Below are 14,986 nucleotides of genomic sequence, written 5' to 3'. Positions count from 1 at the left end.
CGAAGCTATGGCGTTTACGTTACAGAGTTGCGGCCGTGGCAACTGTGTGGCTCGCTATTGGCTTGCGTCCCGTCGGGTGCCGTGCGCGGCGTGGCTGGAAAGGGGTTTGCCCTGGCTCGAAGTAGCGGTGCCTTCGCGCACGGGCAGCATCGAAATTCGTTGGCGCGTACGGGTATCTGCTCGAGGTGACGGCGGCCGATCTGGACAAGTTCGGATTCCTGCCCGGTGGCAACGACGGTGAACACCTCCTCCGCCGAGCCCTAACAGTGGCGAGCGCCAGCAGTCCTCACCGTTGCGCGGCGTCGCGGCTGAGTAAGTTCATCGAGCGTGCGGGTTATTCAGTGCGGTTCCCAGGGTTGCGGCTCTCGGAACACTCGAGAGGCAGCTTTGTCAGGCCGTAATCCGCGCCAGGATGGGTGCCGGAGGCGCCCATCCCCGGTCCACTCGGTGAAGGCAACCTCGCCGACGAGTTCGGGCTCGACCCAAATAGCGTCTTTGACGTCGGTGTCGACCGTGGGCGTTTTGCGTTGCAGCGGTTGGAGTTTGGACAGCAGATCGTCGAGCATCGCCTGTGTGAATCCGGTGCCGACATTGCCGATATAGACTAGTTTGCCTCTTTCGTCGTGAACGGCCATCAGCAGCGAGCCGATGCGGTCGGCGCGTCGACCGGTTCCCGGCCGCCAGCCGACGATGACGACTTCCTGGTTGTTGACGTTCTTGACCTTGATCCAGAGCGGGCTGCGTTGCCCGGGCAAGTAGGGGCTTTCGAGGCGTTTGCAGACGATGCCCTCGAGCCCGAGCCGTCTGGATTCGGCGAGCATGTCGGTGCCGGCGCCGCGCAGTCGTGGCGGAACCTGCCAGTGTGCGCCTTTGAGGCCGAGCTTTTCCAGCAGCTCGCGGCGCTGGTCATAGCGTAGATCGATCAGCGGGTGGTCGCCGATGTGAAGCAGGTCGAAGATCATGTAGGTCGCTGGAACCGCTCTGGCGAGGGCTCGGATCGTGGCGGGATTGCGCTGGTGCATCCGCGGTTGCAGAGCCTCGAATGACGATCGGCCGTCGGCAGCGAAAGCGACGATCTCGCCGTCGACGACGAAGGGAGGGATCGCTGGGGCGATGTCGGCGAATTCGGGCCAGGCCGGTGTGATGTTCTTGTCGTTGCGCGACATCAGCCGCAGACCACTGTCGACGTAGCCGATGGCGCGGATCCCGTCGAACTTCACCTCGTATCCCCAGCGCTGACCATCGCCGGGAAGCAGGCCCGGTGTCGCAAGCATTGCCGCGTAGTGCGGCAGTCTTGTCATTTCCGCCTCGCCGCCATCGTCGGCCCCTTCACGAACCTAAGCATTGCTGGCAATTAGCTGTATCATACCGACCGGTCTGACAGTGTGCGATATCGTGGTTCAAACACTGGACGTGTCAGCCCGGGCAGCGCGCGAGCAGGAGGCGGGATCTCCAGCTCGGAACGAAGGCTTTGGTTTTCGGCGATCAGTTCTTTCGTGCGTCGCAGCAGCGCGAGCGCGTCAGGGCCTTCGAGCTGCTGACCCGCGACTGGCGTCCAGGCGGGGTGCAGCGGCGCAGTATCGAGCAGGCCCGCATCCTCACCGCCGCCGAGTGGCCCAGATCGAGCGGGGTCGGTGACGATGGCCAAATCGCAACCGTCGCACGGGCGTTCGTATGAGGTCGTGACCGACGCCCTGATTCGCCGGGTGGGTCCGGCCCGGTTCCCGCGGGAGCCGCAGCGGTGGACGAACTACTTGTGCCCGGTGCACGAGGGCGACGGCCACCACCACAACCCGTCCTTGGGTGTGCGGTATGACTGAGGCGCCGGGAGGGGTTGGGTGCGTGGTTACGTCGGGTGCGGAAGTTGCGTCGAGACCTGCGCCACCTACGGTGGCGTGTTCGCGCGGCGGGGCGCGCTCAGAGATCGCCGCTACTTCCCCGAGAACGCACGCACCCACTTTTTCAGAGGTAGGTAGCTAGTCGATCTTGGCCATCACATGCTTGACGCGGGTGTAGTCCTCCAGCCCGTACATTGACAGGTCCTTGCCGTGCCCGGACGACTTGAACCCGCCGTGCGGCATCTCGGCGATCAGCGCGGTGTGGGTGTTGATCCACACACAGCCGAAGTCAAGCGCGGCCGACACGCGGAGCGCCCTGGACAGGTCCTTGGTCCACAACGAGGACGCCAGCCCGTATTCGACGCCGTTGGCCCATCGGATCGCCTCGTCTTCGTCGGTGAACGCCTGCACGGTGATCACCGGGCCGAAGATCTCGTTCTGGCTCAGCCGGTCATACTGGAGCAGCCCGCCGATGACCGTCGGCTCGACGTAGTACCCGTGGTCGCCCTGCCGGTGCCCGCCGACCACGACCGAAGCGTGATCGGGTACCTCATCGAGGAAGGCGAGCACGCGCTGTAGTTGGTTGGCGTTGTTGACCGGTGGCACCCAGGCGTCCTCGTCATCGGTGGCCTTGCCGAACGTCGTTGTCGCACTGCTGGCTTGCTCGGCCAGCGCCGCGGTCAAATCATCGGTCACCGACGCGTGACCCAGCACCCGGGTGGCCGCCGTGCAATCCTGCCCGGCGTTGAAATAGCCCGAGGCCGCGATACCCTCGGCGGCAGCAGCGATATCGGCGTCGGGGAACACGATGACCGGCGCTTTGCCGCCCAACTCCAGATGCGTGCGCTTCAGGCGGCCTCCGGCCGACTCTGCGACCGCGCGGCCCGCGGCCACCGAACCGGTGATCGACACCATCTTCGGGGTCGGATGCGCCACCACCGCCGCGCCGGTCACCCGGTCACCGGTGACCACATTGAGCACGCCTGGCGGAAGGTGCTTGGAGGCCAGTTCGGCCAGCATCACCGTCGTCACCGGGGTGGTGTCGCTCGGCTTGATCACCACGGTGTTGCCCGCCGCGATCGCGGGAACAAACTTCCAGATTGCCATCATCATCGGGTAGTTCCACGGTGTCACCTGCCCGATGACGCCGACCGGCTCCCGGCGAATCCACGATGTATGGCCCGCGAGGTACTCGCAGGTCGACTTGCCCTCGAGAACCCGTGCCGCCCCCGCGTAGAACCGGGTCTGGTCCAGCATCTGCGGGATCTCTGCGGCCAAGGTGATGTGGTTCGGCTTGCCGGTGTTGCGGCCCTCGGCCGCAACAAGCGCGTCGGCGACATTCTCCAACTCGTCGGCGAAATCGAGCAGCGCCTTCTGGCGGTGCGACGGCGTAGTGCGTTTCCAGTCGCAGAACGCCCTGGACGCGGCTGCGTACGCGTTGTCGATATCCTGTTCGTTGGACGCCGGGGCGGTGCCGTACTGATCGCCAGTGGTGGGGTCGACGAGCGCCATCGTCGCACCGCCGACGGAGTCGACGAGCTTGCCGTCGATGAAGTTCTGGACCACTGTCATGATGCTGCTCCTCGGTTGCTTGTCAGTTGACAATCCTCTGGTGCGGAGCGTTCGGTCGCCGTCGTCTGCTACTACTTGTTCAGTAACATTTCGATGGTATCGATCACCGAAAGAATTGAGCCTACTCCTTTGTTGCTGCTCGGAACGGTGCAGCCGGAGCCTTGCTTATTTGCCGGTGGTGAGCATCGTTTCGTCTCCCATTGCGACGACTTTGTCTTCGCTCCCTGAAGGGCGGCGGCAGGTGATGCCAACAGAATCGTTGATGCTACCGATCGAGCTCCGCTTCCTCCTGACCACCCCGCCGACGTACGGAGCGGCGCTGCGGGCCACCTCGTGTTGGGTGATTCAGGAGCAGATTTGTTCGTACGACACTTCCGCTGGGATATCCAACGCCCACTCGTCGGGCGTGAACAACTCACGTGATTCGGTGCACAGGCGCCTCGCGACGGCGTCGACGTCGATAACGGGGCCGACATCCCATAGGTCCACACCTTCACCGCCGACGGCGAGGGTGGTGTCGTCCGGGGTGAACGCCAATGATTTGCCCGATCCGTACCGACCGATCAGTACGTCACCGAGAGAGTGGTGTCCGGGCACATCCCACAGCCGCACGGCACCGAAAATGTCACTGGTGGCAAGCACGGAATTGTCGTGGCTGAACGCCGCCATGGTGACCTGTGCTGCCGCACCTTTGTCGTCGGTGAGTGAGTTGCCGATCTGATGGTGGCCGGATACGTCCCACACTCGAATCTTTCCGTCGCCGCCGGCGGTGGTGAGTGTTTCGCCGTCCGCACTGAACGTCAACGACAGGACCCAGCTGTAGGCGCCGGAATTCGGTTCCCCGAATCGCAGTGGCTCGCCTAACTCGTGGCGGCCGGGCACATCCCACATTCGCACCATGCCGTGGCCCAAGATATCGCCACTGCCGGTCGCGAGGTTTCTGCCGTTCGGGCTGAACGCCATCGACCAGATCCAACCGGTGTCGGTGCCTAGTGGGTCGCCGATCTGGTGTTGGGTGTCTACATTCCACAGTTGTACCGTGCCGCCGCGGCTACCCGTGGCGAGGTTTTTCCCATCCGGGCTGAACGCCATCGATGAGATCCCACCGGTGTCGGTGCCTGTGAGTGGGTCGCCGATCTGCTGTTGGGTTTCCACGTTCCACAGTCGTACCGTGTTGTCGTAGCTGCCGGTGGCGAGGATTTTCCCGTCCGGGCTGAACGCCACTGACGCGACGTCGCCGTGGCCGACGAGGGGGCCGCCTACACGGCGGCGGTTGATGACATCCCACAGTTGTACTACCTTGTTGCCGCCGCTGCCGGGGCTCGCGAGCGTCCGACCGTCTGGACTGAACGCGAGGGTCGGGCCGGGATTGCCATTGCCGTCGTCGGACAACGGGGTGTGGAGATTACGGCCGCGTACGTCCCACAATCGCACCGTGCGATCACCACTTCCGGTGGCGAGGGTCTTGCCGTCCGGGCTGAACGCCATCGCGTGGACTGTCTCATGGTGGCCGCTGAGGGCGCCACCAACCTCTTGGTGCGTGGCGACGTTCCACATTCGTACTGCGTAATTGTGCTTGCTTGCGGTGGCTAGCGTTTTCCCATTGGGACTGAATACAATCGACGAGACAGAGCTTCTGTCGACGCGTCCGATGAATTGTCCGTCGGCCCTGATCAGATTTGCGATCAGACGCTGATCGGTGACATCCCACATCTCCACGGTGGCATCGCGATTACCCGTCGCGAGAGTCCTGCCATCCGGGGACAGCGCCACCGCGGTGACCGAGATGTGAGCTGCCTCGCCGGTCGAGATCGGGTTGCCGATCTGGTGCTGGCCGGACACATCCCACAGATATACCGTCCCGTCGCCAGCGCCAGCCGCGAGGGTCGTACCGTCCGCACTGAACGCGATCGCATTGACGCCGTGGAAGGCGAGTGGTGTGCCGATCTCACGGCGCCCAGGCACATCCCACAGTTGCACCGAGTCACCGCTGCTGGTGGCGAGAATTCTACCGTCCGCACTGAATGCCATCGACACAACCGATCTGTCGATGAGGTTGCCGATGCGTCGATGACCGAGTACATCCCAGAGAACGGTGCCCTGCTGGTCGCTGCTGATGGCGAGGGTCCCACCGTCCGGACTCGCCGCCACCGAAGCACCCGCGACGTCGATGGGCAGATCGGCTGTCGGGTCATGGCTCGATACGTCCCACAACGCCGCACCTTGCTGGCTTCCGGTGGCCAACGTCTCGCCGTCCTGGGTGAAAGCCACCGATAGAACCTCGCCCGAGTGCCCGTCCAGGATCCCGGGGCGGCTCCCCGCGAGCAGCACCGCGTACCGCGTCTCGGGAGAAGGATGGATCTTCCAGGCCGCCAGGGCTTTCAGCCTGGAAGCAGTGGGGTCGGTGTCCCCGAGGAGCTCGCTTTCGCTGACCAACTCGCGGGCGATCGCGATATTGCGCTGATGGGCCGCCGTGCGCGCGGCTGTATACGCGATGGTGGCGACCACACCGAGGACGACAGTCAGGCTGACGACCAAGGCCGCGATGCCACGTCGGACATGGACACGACGGCGGTGTGCCCGGTTGCTCGCGTCCAGGAATGCGTGCTCATCCCGGCTGAGCGGTGGGTGGCGATCCGGGTCGGTGGCGGAGCGGGCAGCGGTCGCGGTCGCAGCCTCCAGCACACTGCCCGCGTACAAGTAGGAAGGATCGTGGTCGTCACCGGCCCATTCATCGGCGGCTGCGCGCAGCCGGGTGCGCACGATGCGGTCGGCATGGGTTTCCGCGAGCCAGGTGTCGCGCAGTAGCGGCCAGGCGGTGAGCAGTACCTCATGGCTGATCTCGACGGTATCTGCGGCCATTGTGAGCAGTCGTTCGGCGACGAACGCCTCCACCACCGTTTCCACGTCCCGCGCTTCGTGGTCAGCTTTGCCATGCGTCAGATCGGCTCGCCCCGCCCGATCAGCTGTGTCGGTCCCGTCCGCAGCGGTCGCAATCAGCCGAATGAAAACCTGTCTGGCCGCGACCTGTTGCGCTGGGGTCAAACGGTCATAGGTGTGCTGAGCGCTGTCGGCAACGGCACGTTCGATGCCACCGGCCCGCTCGTAGTCGGCGACAGTGAGCCGCTCACCGACGCGGCTTCGCCACGCCCTATCCAGGGCATGTGACAGCAACGGCAGCACACCGGCACCGGACACCGGGTCGAGGAGATGACCTGAGGCTGTGGCGGACACCCGGCTTTCCATATCGTTCAGCAGCAGCTCGACGAGTTCATCCTCCACCTGTGACCCGGCCCGCTTGGCCGGTTCGGTGATCGCCAAGCGCAGTTGCCGCCGAGTCAGCGAGGTCACCAGGTAACGGTTCTGAACCGCATCGGTCAGCTCGGGGTAGTCCGCACAGCGGGCTTCGAAGTCGGCGCGCACCACCAACACCACCAACGCGGGTGCAGCCGAGTCGTTTCGGCGACCGGTCGTGGCGGCATACAGGGCGGTGATGAAGTCTCGACGCTGAGCCTCGTCCTGACACTGCGTGAACAGTTGCTCGAACTGATCCACCACCAGCAATAACCGTGCCGACTCAGCCGACTCCGGCTCGTTCGGATCGCCCGTGGATCCCGCCATGGCCGCCTGACCTGCGGTCAATGAGAACAGGGACGGATCACCATCAAGTCCGTGCCTAACCGATGCCGCATCGACGCCAGCCACCGCCGCTACTCGCGTTGCCAGCTGATCCAACGGGGCGTGGCCCGGCGTGAACACCACACACGGCCACGACCGGGAGCCCGGCCCGGATTGCAGGCCTGCACCGCGAAGACGTGGTAGCACACCGGCACGCAACAGCGAGGACTTCCCCGCCCCGGAGACCCCGGATACCACCATCAGCCCCGGTCCTTGCAGCTGACGCGACATCCGATCCAGCACTTCGGTGGCGGCGCCTTCGCGGCCGAAGAACAACCCGGCGTCACGCTCCTCGAAGGCCGCCAACCCACGATAGGGCGATGTGATCGTTCCGGAAATATCGACCAGCGGGGGCGGAGCCACACCATCGGTCCACGTTCCCGCGGTATAGCTGTAGACGATCTGGGTGTTTCCCTCGCCGACCTGCTGCACTGTCGCCATGTTGATCGTGCCGGCATTGTTGCCCGCGATGTTCACCTGGCGGCCATGTCCTTCGGCCTTCGGATGAAACTCTGCCATAGCGTCAGAGGTTGATGGAGCCGAAGTTGTCGCCTCGAATATTGGCTTGCTTGGCATTGTCGAACGCTTGTGCCACGAAGCTGTTCACGCCTCGGTCTTCGCTGGCCAGCGACACGAGCCGTTCGATCTCGGCAGCGAACACTACGTCCGATCGAGCCGCGGCAGTGATCCGCATTGCCACATCCGACCGGTTCGCCTCGACCGGAGATGCCTCCAAAGCCGCTACCGCGCTTTCGGTTTCGGCATCACCACGGAACTTCCGCGCGATCACCGCCCGTAAGCGATTCACCGCGTTCCATCCACTCGTTCCTGCGTCTTGCGCAAAGCCCTCACCGAACTTCGACGCCAACAACACAGCCGCAGCGAGACCGACCGACACCGGATCCATATCCACCCCACCTCGAACGAACGAACCTGGCCACCACGGTTCGTAGACCCTCCCGCCTACGACAGCCGACTGATGATCAATACCCGCCCCAAGCTATCACCCCCGGCCCATGCGGGGCACGGAAACCGATAACGTTGGGCCGCAAGCAAACCAACATGCCGAGGCACGGGTGCTGACACCTTCGCCCTCTTGCCCGCGGTCTGTCAGCGCAGCGAAGAGGATCGGCGTCCGCGCTACTCACACGCCAGGCCAATAGGCGAAATATTGTTATCTTGCAACAAGTTCGATGAAGCGGGCCGCCATTGATCGAAGGGGCTGGTGTGACGGCTCGTGTCTCGGTCGGCCGGATTGTTCCGCGCGGGAGGCCGCATTCCGCGTTGCGCGTTCCCATGTTCGATGTGCCCTACACGGCGCACAGGAGGACCGCATCTGACCTGGGATTTCTCGATATGGTCATTTTGGGGATTATCTTGAAAATCCCGTTGACCTGCGGAAATGCTGTCGCCGGTTTGTGCCCTCGGCAGGACACGCGAAACATGGGCAACTGGGAAACGCTTGGTCATCGTGAGTACGTATCCCATCTGAGGGGCTGATCAGTACGACACCGTGTGGTTGAGCGAGCGGTGTCGGACGTGGTGTTGCGTTGCATTACGCAGCGGGATTGACACCCCTGGAGGTGATCGCTACGGTCCAGCCATGACTGATGGGGGAGCTTCAACCTCCGGCGCAAGCATTTCGGTTGTGCCAGAGGAGGTTAGAGAGGTGGGGCAATACACCTACGAGCTAGCGGAATCCTTGCAGTCCGCCCTTCGGTCCGTAGCTCAGGACGTCGCGGCTTTGCTCGACGGGGCTGGTCTGGCGGCGCAGCGACCGACTTCTCCGCAGGGTGGTCCGAGGTCCGCGATGGGGGAGGTCAGATCATCACGGCGTTGAGGGAGATGGCTGAAAAGCTTGGTGTTTCCGCCCAAACCTACGAAAGCCGCGACTGGACCAACGCATCAGCGTTGAACACCTCGGGGGACTGCTGCACGATCGGGTGACAGATTCGATCACGCGGCCTGACTGGCCGGTGGGGTCATGATGGTCTCGTATTGGACCGGCGTCAAACGGCCGAGGGTAGCTTGGCGTCGGCGGCGGTGGTAGGTCCGTTCGATCCAGGTGACGATCGCGATGCGCAATTCCTCACGGCTGCACCAGGATCGGCGGTCGAGGACATTCTTCTGCAGCAGCGCGAAGAAACTCTCCATGGCGGCATTGTCACCGGCCGCGCCGACACGGCCCATCGACCCGGCCATGCCGTGACGAGTCAGGGCTCGCACGAATTTCCGGCTGCGAAATTGCGATCCGCGGTCGGTGTGCAGAATGCAACCGGCCACCTCGCCACGGCGAGCCACCGCATTGTTGAGCGCGTGCACCGCCAGCGCCGATTTCATGCGTGAGTCGATGGAGTAGCCGACGATCCGGTTGGAATAGACGTCCTTGACCGCACAAATGTAGAGCTTGCCCTCGCCTGTCTGATGTTCGGAAATGTCGGCCAGCCACAACCGATTCGGAGCCTCAGCGGTGAAGTCGCGTTGGACCAGGTCATCGTGGACCGGCGGGCCGGCCTTGCCCTTTCCGCGTCGCTTCTTGCCGAACGCACTCCACCAGCCCTGGGCCGAACAGATCCGCCATGCAGTGCGGTCGGCCATCGGTTCACCGGCGGCGCGGGCCTCGTCGGCGAGAAATCGGTACCCGAATTCGGGATCGTCGCGATGGGCGTCGAACAGCGCGTTGGCCCGATACGCCTGGTCGAGTTCGGCGGCAGTGACCGGTTCGGCCAGCCATCGGTAGTACGGCTGACGAGCCAGTTTCAGCACCCGGCACGTCACCGTGACGGGGATCCCGTCTTCGGCCAGCTCGCGGACGAGCGGGTAGATCATTTTCCCGGCAGGTTCGCCTGCGCGAAATAAGCGGCGGCCCGTTTGAGGACCTCGTTCTCCTGCTCCAGCAACCGGATTCGCCGTTTCGCCGCCCGCAGCTCGGCCGACTCGCTCGTGCTGGTGCCCGGTTTGGTTCCCTCGTCGACGTCGGCCTGACGCATCCATTTCGACAGCGTCATCGGGTGGATCCCGAAATCGGCGGCGATCTGCTCCAGCGTCACACCATCGTCGCGATTGCGAGCCACACGCACGACATCGTCGCGGAACTCACGGGGATAGGGCTTCGGCACGATGACATCCTTCCAGCCCACCCGAAGGGCAAGCCAACTCGGTTGTCACCTATCCGTGCAGCAGTCCCTGTCACGTCACCCCGGAGCCATCAGGTGGTGCCGCCGTCTTTCTGGGTCGCTTGCCATCATGCGATCTCGAGGAAGGCGTTGGCCTGCTGCTGGGCGAGTGCCTCGCCCTCGGCTTCGTCGAGGATGTCGTGTGAAGGAAAATCAGTCGGGGATGAGAGGGTGCCTTGGCAGAGTGCTCGACATGACTGTCTCCGGCCCCAAAACGGATCTGCACCGTTACCTGCGCTATGCCCCGAAGCCATGCTATGGAAGCTCGACGGCCTGTCCGAGTACGACGTGCGTCGCCCGATGACCCCAACCGGCACAAACCTGCTCGGCTTGGTCAAGCACCTCGGCACCATCGAGTTCGGCTACTTCAGTGACACCTTCGCCCGCCCATACGACGAACCCCTCACCGAACACGACTTCGAGGCCGATCCCACGGCTGACATGTGGGCCACGGCCGAACAGTCGCGCGAGGACATCATCGGGTTCTACCGTCGGGCCTGGGCACATGCCGACGCCACGATCGACAGTCTCGACCTCACCGCCGAAGGCTCGGTCCCGTGGTGGTCCGACGACCAGCGGGACGTCACGCTCCATCGGATCCTGGTGCACGTAGCGGCCGAAACCAACCGGCACGCCGGACACGCCGACATCATCCGCGAGCTCATCGACGGCGCCGCCGGCCTTTTCGACGGCAACGACAACATGCCTACCAGCGACTCGACCTGGTGGCAGCAATATCGAGGCAAGCTGGAGAAAACCGCAAAACAGGCCGCAGGGCTCCGGTGACCGATGAATCCCAGCCTTCTTGACAGCCTGTCCACCAGCGCTCGCTACGAGAATGAGGCAGCCTCGACGCTACCCGCCTGTAGCGGACGGCGCCTCGTATCGTGCGTTGGGTAGTCCCCGGTGACGGCGCTCACTGAATTTCCCCACTGACGCTCACCGAAATTCCCCATTTGTCCCGTGTGGCTCCGCCGTGAAGGGCGGGCCTCCTTCGATGCTGGTGGTTACCACACCTGACCAGCGCTTTCGTTCGGAGGAGGCCCGCTTTTCCATGTTGACACGTGAGGAAGATGTGGAAATCAGTGCCCTACGCGCCCGAGGCTGGACGATCTCCCAGATCGCCCGCCACACCGGCCGCGACCGCAAGACGATCCGCGCCTACTTGGCCGGGGAACGCACCCCCGGCGTCCGCAAACGCCATCTGCCGGACCCTTTCGAGCCGTTCGTCGAGTACGTGACCGCACGCCTGGCCGAGGACCCGCACCTGTGGGCCCAGACGCTGATGGACGAGCTGGAACCGCTGGGTTTCCCGCTGTCGTATCAGTCGCTGACCCGCAACATCCGCTGCCGGCCCGGGCAGCGGCGAGGGTGCCTGCGCGGGCTGTGGCTGCAACAGCAGTTCGAATCGGTGTCCGGGTGCTGCCCGCGGACCTGTCGGATACCCACGGTGTCTTCGCCGAGCGGTCGCCGGAGCGGGTCGTCGACGAGATCGCGGTCAATGTCGGCGCGGTGGTGGCGCTGACTCACGCGTTGCTGCCGGGGATGGTGGCCCGCGGTCGCGGTGCCGTGGTGAACGTCGCCTCGACAGCGGCCTTCCAGCCCATTCCCTACATGGCCGTGTACGGCGCGACCAAGGCTTTCGTGCTGTCGTTCACCGAGGCGCTGTGGGGTGAACTCGACGGCACCGGTGTCGAAGCCCTCGCGCTGTGCCCCGGCGCTACCGACACCGAGTTCTTCGAGGTCACCGGGGAAGCCGCCAGTGTCGGCGGCCGCCAGACCCCGGCCCGGGTGGCCGCGACGGCGATGAAGGCCCTCGACCGCCGCAACAGCCCGCCCAGCGTGGTCTCCGGACTCGCCAACAAGTGGTCGACCCGGCTTCCCCGGGTGTTGCCGCGGCGGACGGTCATCCGGGTCACCCGAGGACTGGTGGCGCCGAAATGACCTTGTACGCACTGCGGCCCAGCTACCTCGACGACATCGCGACGATGCGTCACCATCTGCGGACCGAGCGAACAGTGCGCTCCTCCGCCGATCGGGCCTTCGGCATCCTCGCCACGGGCGAAGGTCAGCGCGAGTGGGCCGAGGGCTATCGGTCCACCACGTGGTACGGCACGACGCCCCACGGCACCGCCACCGTGCGTGACATCCACCTGCGCTGGATCACCGTCCGCGAACGATTCCTCGTGTGGGAGCCGGGCCGCCGGTTCTGCTTCTCGGCCGACGCCATGTCGATCCCCTTGGCGCACAGGCTGATCGAGGACATCACCTTCGAGTCGATCGACGAGCACAGCTGCGTCCTGCGGTGGCAGGTCCACCTGGACACCGCCGCGCTTCTGCGCCCGGTCCAGGAGCGACTCGTGTCGACGACCTTCGCGCCGATGTTCGAACGCTTCGCCGCCGGACTGGCGTCCTACGCCGCAGCCGCGACGACACCACGGGGTGAGATCGGCGGCGAAGCCGCTACCGGCTAACGGGATTCGCTGATGCCGATCCGATCGTGCAGTGCGGCAAAGGGTTTCGGCGCCCACCAGTTTGCACGGCCCATCACGTGCATCGCCGCGGGCACCAGCACGGTGCGGATCAGGGTCGCATCCATTAGTACTGCCAGGGTGAGGCCGAGGCCGAACATCCTCATGAACGGCACCTGCGAGGCCGTCAGCGCGCCGAACGAGATCGCCATGAGCAGCGCGGCGGCGGTGATCACCCGCCCGGTGCGGGCCACGCCCAGCGCCACGCCCTCGTCGTTGGCCTCCGCGGTGCGGTCGGAGGTCTCCCAGTGCTCGCGGAACCGCGACACCAGGAACACCTCGTAGTCCATCGACAAGCCGAACGCGATGCAGAACAACATCACCGGCATGCTGGCGACCAGCGTTCCGGTGGGCGTGGTTCCCAAGCCTCCGAGGTTGCCGTCCTGGAAGATCCAGACGAGCGCGCCGAATGTCGCGGTCAGCGACAACACGTTGAGGATCAGCGCCTTCACCGGCAGCACCACGCTGCCGGTGAGCAGGAACAGCAGCGCGAGGGTGAGGGCGGCGATCAACCCGAGGACCAGCGGCAATCGCGAGGTGATCGCCTCCACGCTGTCGCGGTTGATCTGCGCGAGCCCGGATATCTGGACCGATCGGCCCGCCGGGCCCGCCAGTTCGTGAATCCTGTCCAGCTGCGTGTCGGAGGCGTCGGTACTCATCGGCGCGGTGCTGAAGACCGTCAGATACCCGCTGCCCTCGGCCAGGCCGGCCAACGCGGTGGGCGGCCCCACTTTCAGGCCACCGGCGAACGAGCCGCTCGGGGCCGCCACCGCGGCGACATCGGGCAGGAGCGAGAGGTTCACGGCGTACCGCTCGAGGTCGGCCTGCTCGAGGCCGACCGCGTCGGGGACGACGATGGGAATCGCCGCCGCGGGATCGATGGCGAATTCGCCGCGCAACTGGTCGCCCACCTGGTGTGCCGACATGGAGTCCGGGAGCAGGCGGTCGTCCGAGAATCCCCATTTCATGCCGAGGGCGGGAGATCCGAGCAGCAGGAGCAGCGCGATCACCGCCACGCCGACCGGTACGGCGTGGCGCATGACGCGCTTGGTCGAGCGGTACCAGAACGACTGCTCGATCGGCGTGGCCACCGGATCGGGCCGGCCCCGCAGCCGGCGGGCCAGGCGCCGCACATCCAGGGCGTCCAGCCGGTGCCCCAGCAGCACGATGACCGCCGGCGACACCACGATCGCCGCGATCGCCGCGAAGGCGACGATGGACACTCCCGCGTACGCGAACGATCTCAGGAAGTACATCGGGAACACCGCCAGCACCGACATGGACAGCGCGACGGTGATCGCGGAGAACGCCACGGTCCGGCCCGCGGTGGCCATGGTCCGGAACAGCGCCGCGTTGCCGGTGGCGCCGTCGGCCACTTCGTCGCGGTAGCGGCTGATGATCAACAAGGTGTAGTCGATCGCCAGGGCGAATCCCAGCGCGGTGGCCAAGTTCAGCGCGAAGGTCGAGACCTCGGTGCCGAAGGTGATCAGCCGGAGTACCGACATCGAACCGACAATGGCGATCAAACCGACGGCGACCGGCAGGGCCGCCGCCAGCAACCCGCCGAACACCCACACCAGCGCCACGAAACTCAGCGGAATCGCGATGGCTTCCATCAGCAGCAGGTCGTGCTGGCTCTGCTCGTTGACCTGCGCGTAGGCCAGCGGCGTGCCGCCCGCGCGCACGGTGACATCGCCACGGTCGTGCGCCACTTCGTCCGACAGCGCCTTCGCGTAGTGCTCCGCGTCGTTCTCCGAGCCCGCGAGATTGGCCACGATCAGCCCGGACCTGCCGTCCTTGCTGACCATGGCCGCCGCCGTCTGCTCGGGCGAGGTCCACGCCGACGACAGGTCCATGACGTGCGGCGAGCGTTTCAGCTGGTCGACGACGTCGACGGCGACCTGTCGTCCCTGTTCACCGCGGGCACCGTCCGGGGCGGTCACCACGATCAGCAGTTGCTGATCGCTGACGCCGAACTTCTCCGTCAGCAGCCGGGTGGCCCTGGCCGAATCCGACTCCGGATCATTGAAGCCGCCCGCCGACAGACTCCCCACCGCCGGGATGCCGAATATCGCCGCTCCGACAAACAGCGCCAGCGCGACGGCGACGACCCGTCGTGGTGCGGCGACTGCCAGTTGCGTGATCCGGTGAAACAATGCTGAGTCCTCTCGGGGCGGGAGCTATCGGCGGA

General features: G+C 65.1%; 11 protein-coding genes and 2 pseudogenes. 6 read left to right on the top strand and 7 right to left on the bottom strand.

Annotation, left to right across the window (positions count from 1 at the left end; genetic code table 11):
• Positions 1 to 338: 338 nt before the first annotated feature.
• Both ligD and OHA40_RS34450 read right to left on the bottom strand, forming a co-directional pair.
• Positions 339 to 1,301 carry a non-homologous end-joining DNA ligase gene (ligD, locus tag OHA40_RS34455; RefSeq protein ID WP_330230976.1) on the bottom strand — a complete coding sequence of 321 codons (963 nt, stop codon included), beginning with the start codon at positions 1,299 to 1,301 and terminating at the stop codon, positions 339 to 341.
• Between the two features lie 62 nt (positions 1,302 to 1,363).
• Positions 1,364 to 1,648, bottom strand: coding sequence for a hypothetical protein (locus tag OHA40_RS34450; RefSeq protein ID WP_330230975.1), 285 nt, complete (start codon positions 1,646 to 1,648; stop codon positions 1,364 to 1,366).
• A gap of 34 nt (positions 1,649 to 1,682) precedes the next feature.
• Here OHA40_RS34450 and OHA40_RS34445 point away from each other — a divergent pair, with 34 nt between their 5' ends.
• Positions 1,683 to 1,820: a hypothetical protein gene (locus tag OHA40_RS34445; RefSeq protein WP_330230974.1), complete on the top strand. Its 138-nt coding sequence runs from the start codon at positions 1,683 to 1,685 to the stop codon at positions 1,818 to 1,820.
• 156 nt (positions 1,821 to 1,976) lie between these two features.
• Here OHA40_RS34445 and OHA40_RS34440 read toward each other — a convergent pair whose 3' ends face one another.
• The 3 genes from OHA40_RS34440 to OHA40_RS34430 form a co-directional block, all read right to left on the bottom strand.
• Entirely contained in the window at positions 1,977 to 3,410 is a 1,434-nt protein-coding gene (locus tag OHA40_RS34440) for an aminobutyraldehyde dehydrogenase (RefSeq protein ID WP_330230973.1), read from the bottom strand.
• Between the two features lie 345 nt (positions 3,411 to 3,755).
• Positions 3,756 to 7,607, bottom strand: a complete 3,852-nt coding sequence (locus OHA40_RS34435; RefSeq protein WP_330230972.1) for an nSTAND1 domain-containing NTPase — start codon at positions 7,605 to 7,607, stop codon at positions 3,756 to 3,758.
• A gap of 4 nt (positions 7,608 to 7,611) precedes the next feature.
• The gene (locus OHA40_RS34430; RefSeq protein ID WP_330230971.1) at positions 7,612 to 7,995 is read right to left on the bottom strand and encodes a hypothetical protein; all 384 of its coding nucleotides are present in this window, start codon (positions 7,993 to 7,995) and stop codon (positions 7,612 to 7,614) included.
• Between the two features lie 770 nt (positions 7,996 to 8,765).
• Between OHA40_RS34430 and OHA40_RS34425 the strand changes: the two genes are divergently transcribed.
• Positions 8,766 to 9,035 carry a WXG100 family type VII secretion target gene (locus OHA40_RS34425; RefSeq protein ID WP_330234475.1) on the top strand — a complete coding sequence of 90 codons (270 nt, stop codon included), beginning with the start codon at positions 8,766 to 8,768 and terminating at the stop codon, positions 9,033 to 9,035.
• Between the two features lie 9 nt (positions 9,036 to 9,044).
• Here OHA40_RS34425 and OHA40_RS34420 read toward each other — a convergent pair.
• Positions 9,045 to 10,207 (bottom strand): IS3 family transposase gene (locus OHA40_RS34420; RefSeq protein WP_330230251.1). Its coding sequence is split into 2 segments (ribosomal slippage): positions 9,045 to 9,920 and positions 9,923 to 10,207, totalling 1,161 coding nucleotides; the frame shifts between segments, so codons are not numbered across the junction.
• Between the two features lie 250 nt (positions 10,208 to 10,457).
• Between OHA40_RS34420 and OHA40_RS34415 the strand changes: the two are divergent.
• From OHA40_RS34415 to OHA40_RS34400, 4 genes and pseudogenes are all read left to right on the top strand, one after another.
• Positions 10,458 to 11,050 (top strand): annotated as a pseudogene (locus OHA40_RS34415) (mycothiol transferase).
• 268 nt (positions 11,051 to 11,318) lie between these two features.
• Positions 11,319 to 11,618 (top strand): annotated as a pseudogene (locus tag OHA40_RS34410) (IS21 family transposase); the annotation flags it as partial.
• 32 nt (positions 11,619 to 11,650) lie between these two features.
• The gene (locus OHA40_RS34405; RefSeq protein ID WP_442943875.1) at positions 11,651 to 12,208 is read left to right on the top strand and encodes an SDR family NAD(P)-dependent oxidoreductase; all 558 of its coding nucleotides are present in this window, start codon (positions 11,651 to 11,653) and stop codon (positions 12,206 to 12,208) included.
• Positions 12,205 to 12,738 carry an SRPBCC family protein gene (locus OHA40_RS34400; RefSeq protein WP_330230970.1) on the top strand — a complete coding sequence of 178 codons (534 nt, stop codon included), beginning with the start codon at positions 12,205 to 12,207 and terminating at the stop codon, positions 12,736 to 12,738. The genes OHA40_RS34405 and OHA40_RS34400 overlap by 4 nt, the downstream gene beginning before the upstream one ends.
• Here the strand turns inward: OHA40_RS34400 and OHA40_RS34395 are convergent.
• Positions 12,735 to 14,951 carry an MMPL family transporter gene (locus OHA40_RS34395; RefSeq protein WP_330230969.1) on the bottom strand — a complete coding sequence of 739 codons (2,217 nt, stop codon included), beginning with the start codon at positions 14,949 to 14,951 and terminating at the stop codon, positions 12,735 to 12,737. The two genes, OHA40_RS34400 and OHA40_RS34395, sit on opposite strands and share 4 nt — an antisense overlap.
• Positions 14,952 to 14,986 lie beyond the last annotated feature (35 nt).

Origin of the sequence: Nocardia sp. NBC_00508 (genome assembly GCF_036346875.1) — a bacterium.
In the GTDB taxonomy this organism is placed as follows: Bacteria; Actinomycetota; Actinomycetes; order Mycobacteriales; family Mycobacteriaceae; genus Nocardia.
The sequence above is the reverse complement of the archived record's forward strand: the minus strand, read 5'-3'. Positions and strand labels throughout refer to the sequence as shown.

Excerpts from the sequence above, each read along its gene's own strand:
- OHA40_RS34435 (WP_330230972.1), bottom strand. The coding sequence starts at position 7,607 with ATGGCAGAGTTTCATCCGAAGGCCGAAGGACATGGCCGCCAGGTGAAC.
- OHA40_RS34430 (WP_330230971.1), bottom strand. The coding sequence starts at position 7,995 with ATGGATCCGGTGTCGGTCGGTCTCGCTGCGGCTGTGTTGTTGGCGTCG.
- ligD (WP_330230976.1), bottom strand. The coding sequence starts at position 1,301 with ATGACAAGACTGCCGCACTACGCGGCAATGCTTGCGACACCGGGCCTG.
- OHA40_RS34400 (WP_330230970.1), top strand. The coding sequence starts at position 12,205 with ATGACCTTGTACGCACTGCGGCCCAGCTACCTCGACGACATCGCGACG.
- OHA40_RS34440 (WP_330230973.1), bottom strand. The coding sequence starts at position 3,410 with ATGACAGTGGTCCAGAACTTCATCGACGGCAAGCTCGTCGACTCCGTC.